At 75.9% G+C, this 4,099-nt stretch carries 1 protein-coding gene; it reads left to right on the plus strand.

Annotated elements, in window-relative coordinates; genetic code table 11:
- On the plus strand, positions 1-4,099 hold a 4,099-nt coding region (locus ABT300_RS42030; RefSeq protein WP_351687865.1), incomplete at both ends, for a beta-ketoacyl synthase N-terminal-like domain-containing protein.

The raw sequence follows: 4,099 nt of genomic DNA on the forward strand, positions 1-4,099 counted from the left end.
GAAACAGCCGCAGGACGTGGACGCCGTGGAGGCGCACGGCACCGGAACCGTCCTCGGCGACCCCATCGAGGCCCAGGCGCTGATCGCGGCCTACGGCCAGGACCGCGCCGAGGACCGGCCGCTGTGGCTCGGCTCCGTCAAGTCCAACCTGGGCCACACCCAGGCCGCGGCCGGAGCCGTCGGCGTCATCAAGATGGTCCTCGCCCTGCGCAACGGGATGCTGCCGTCCACCTTGCACGCCGGCCGCCCCTCCTCCCGCGTCGACTGGAACACCGGCCGGGTCCGCCTCCTCGACGAGGCCGTGGCCTGGCACGCGGGCGACCGCACCCGCCGCGCCGGTGTCTCCGCGTTCGGCGTCTCCGGCACCAACGCACACGTCATCCTCGCCGAACCGGCCGCTGCCGGGCAGGAGCCGAGCGCTCCCCGCGTCGGCGGCACGCACCCCGGACGGACCGCGCTGCCGTGGCTGTTGGCGGCGCGCAGCGCACCCGCCCTGCGTGACCAGGCGAGCCGGCTCCTCGCCCACCTGGAGCGGCGCCCGCTTCTGGACGTCGCCGATGTCGCGCACGCCCTCGCGCTCACGCGTGCGCCGCTCGAACACCGCGCCGTCGTCGCCGGATCCGACCGTGCCTCACTGCTGGCCGGACTGCGCGCGCTGGCCTCGGGAGGGACGAACCCCGCTGTGGTCACCGGGGACACCCTGAGCGGGGGCGGCACCGCGTTCCTGTTCGCCGGACAGGGCACCCAGCGCCCCGGGATGGGCCGCGGACTGCACGAGGCGTTCCCCGTGTACGCCGACGCCTTCGACGCCGTCTGCGGGCACTTCGACGGACTCCTCGCGCGGCCCCTGGCCGAAGTCGTGCACGAAGGCGACGCGGACACGCTGAACCGCACCGAGTACGCCCAGCCCGCCCTGTTCGCCGTGGAGGTCGCCCTCTACCGCCTCCTGGAGTCGTTCGGAGTGCGGCCCACGCACCTGATCGGCCACTCCGTGGGCGAGATGGCCGCCGCCCACGTGGCAGGGGTGTTCAGCCTGCCCGACGCCTGCCGCCTGGTCGCCGCCCGCGGCCGTCTGATGCAGGCGCTGCCCGAGGGCGGCGCGATGATCGCCCTCCAGGCGTCCGAGGACGAGGTGCTGCCGCTGCTCGCCGGATACGAGGACGCCGTCGGGCTGGCGGCCGTCAACGGACCGCGGTCCGTGGTCGTCTCCGGCGACGAGGACGCCGCGCTCGCCGTCGCCGCCCACTTCGCGGAGCAGGGCCGCAAGACCACCCGGCTGCGGGTCGGTCACGCCTTCCACTCGCCGCGCATGCAGCCGATGCTCGACGACTTCCGGGCCGTGGCGGACACCGTCGCGTACACCGAGCCCGTCGTCCCCGTCGTCTCCGATCTCACCGGCCGCGTCGCCGGGCCCGGCCTGCTGACGGACCCCGCGTACTGGGTGCGGCACGTGCGGCACGCCGTACGGTTCGCCGACGCGGTCGCCGCCCTGGAGGAGCAGGGCGTCACCCGCCTCGTCGAACTCGGCCCCGACACCACCCTGACCGCCCTGGCACAGGGGTGCTGGCAGGGCAGTGCGCCGGTCGCCGTGCCCACGCTGCGCGACGACCGCGACGAGGCGGAGACGTTCCTCCTCGCCGTCGGCGCCCTGCACGCCCACGGCGCACCCGTCGACCGGCGCGCCGTGCTCGACGCCACCGCGCCCGGCGCCCGCCCGGTGGAGCTGCCCACCTACGCCTTCCAGCACCGGCCGTACTGGATCGAGGCGGGGGCGGCAGGGGGAGACCCGGCCGCCGCCGGACTCATGCCCGCCGACCACCCCCTGCTCGGCGCGGTCGTCCCGTCCGCCGTCGACGACTCCCTGCTGTTCACCGGCCGCCTCGGCGTCCGGGCCGCGAGCTGGCTCGCCGCGCACCGCATCGGCGGCACGGCCGTCGTCCCGAGCACCGCCTTCCTCGAACTCGCCCTCGCCGTGGGCGCCCACGCGGGCTGCCCGCAGGTTCGGGAACTGGTCCTGGAACGCCCGCTGTCACTGCCCGAGCACGACGCCGTCGCGCTGCAGATCCGCGTGGAGGCGCCCGACGCCCGCGGTGATCGCGCCTTCGCCGTCCACGCACGCCCGGCCGCCGACACCGCCGCCGCGTGGAACCGGCACGCCGCCGGCGTCCTCACGGCGCAGACCGAACCGGCCCCGGACCACGACCTGACGGCATGGCCGCCGCCCGGCGCCGAGGAACTGGACACCGAGGGGCTGTACACACGGCTGCGGGAGGCCGGTCTCGACTACGGGCCCGTCTTCCAGGGCCTGTCGGCCGCCTGGCGGGACCGGACCGCCGTGTACGCCGAGGTCGCGCTCCCCGAGTCCGCCACGGCCGACGCCGGCCGCCACGACCTGCACCCCGCCCTGCTCGACGCCGCCCTGCACCCGCTCGGCCTCGGGGCGTTCGACGGCCTGGGCGAGGGCCGCATGCTGTTCTCCGCGGGCGCGGTCCGGCTGTTCGCCACCGGCGCCACGACGCTGCGCGTCCGCCTGGAGCGCAGCGGGGCGGACACGCTGTCCCTCACCGCCGCCGACGCGGTCGGCGACCCCGTCCTCACCGTCGGGTCGCTGCTGCTGCGGCCGGCGCCCGGGGCGCCCGCCGCCCCCGCGTCCACCGCCCCCGCGGCCGTCGCCCGCCCGGAGACCGGGCCCGTCACGGAACCGGGCCGCCGCCGGGCCGCCGCCCGTACCCAGCCCCCCGGCAGCCTCCTCGAACGGCTGGCCGGCCGGCCGGCCGCGGAACGCGAGCGCGCACTCCTCGCCACCGTGCGGGACCGGGTCGCCGCCGTGCTCGGCCACAGCGGTCCCGACGAGGTCGAACCCGCCAGACCCTTCACCGACCTCGGCCTCACCTCCCTGACCGCGGTCGAGCTGCGCAACGGCCTCAGCGCCGCCCTCGGCGTCACCCTGCCGGCCACCCTCGTCTTCGACCACCCGACGCCGGCCGTCCTAGCCCGCCACCTCGCCGACGACCTGTTCGGCGCCGTCGTCACCGGCGGGCCCGCCGCCCGCGTCCGCCGCGCCGTCGACGACGACCCCATCGCGGTCGTCGGCATGGCCTGCCGCTACCCCGGCGGCATCGCCGGACCCGAGGACCTGTGGGACCTGGTGCGCGCCGGAGTGGACGGCATCTCGCCCCTGCCCACCGATCGCAACTGGAGTCCCGAGCGGCTCTACCACCCCGACCCCGACCACCCGGGCACGGTCTACACCAGGGAAGGCGGGTTCCTCCACGAGGCGAGCAGCTTCGACCCGGCGTTCTTCGCGATCAGTCCGCGCGAGGCCCTCGCCATGGACCCCCAGCAGCGTCTGCTCCTCGAGGTGTCCTGGGAGGCGCTGGAGCGTGCCGGCGTCGACCCCGTCGCCGCCCGCGGCTCCGACACCGGTGTCTTCGCCGGCGTCACCTACCAGGACTACGTGACGATCCTCGCCGCCTCCGACGACGACTTCGAGGGCTACGTGGGCACCGGCAACTCGCCCAGCGTGCTGTCCGGCCGCATCTCCTACGCCCTCGGTCTGGAGGGCCCGGCCGTCTCCGTCGACACCGCCTGCTCCTCCTCCCTGGTGGCCCTGCACCTCGCGGTCCAGTCGCTGCGCCAGGGAGAATGCGAACTCGCCCTGGCCGGCGGTGTCACCGTGATGTCGACGCCGGGCTCGCTCATCGAGTTCAGCCGTCAGCGCGCCCTCGCGGAGGACGGCCGCTGCAAGCCGTTCTCCGCGGACGCCGACGGCGCGAGCTGGGCCGAGGGCGTCGGCATGATCGTCCTGGAACGGCTCTCCGACGCGCGCCGCAACGGTCACCAGGTGCTCGCCGTCGTCCGCGGCTCCGCCCTCAACCAGGACGGCGCGTCCAACGGTCTGACCGCCCCCAACGGGCCGTCGCAGCAGCGGGTGATCCGGCAGGCGCTGGCCTCGGCGGGGCTGTCGCCGCAGGACGTGGACGCCGTGGAGGCGCACGGCACCGGAACCGTCCTCGGCGACCCCATCGAGGCCCAGGCGCTGATCGCGGCATACGGCCTGCTACGCGTAGAGGACCGGCCGCTGTGGCTCGGCTCGTTG

Origin of the sequence: Streptomyces sp. NPDC001027 (genome assembly GCF_040299045.1) — a bacterium.
In the GTDB taxonomy this organism is placed as follows: Bacteria; Actinomycetota; Actinomycetes; order Streptomycetales; family Streptomycetaceae; genus Streptomyces.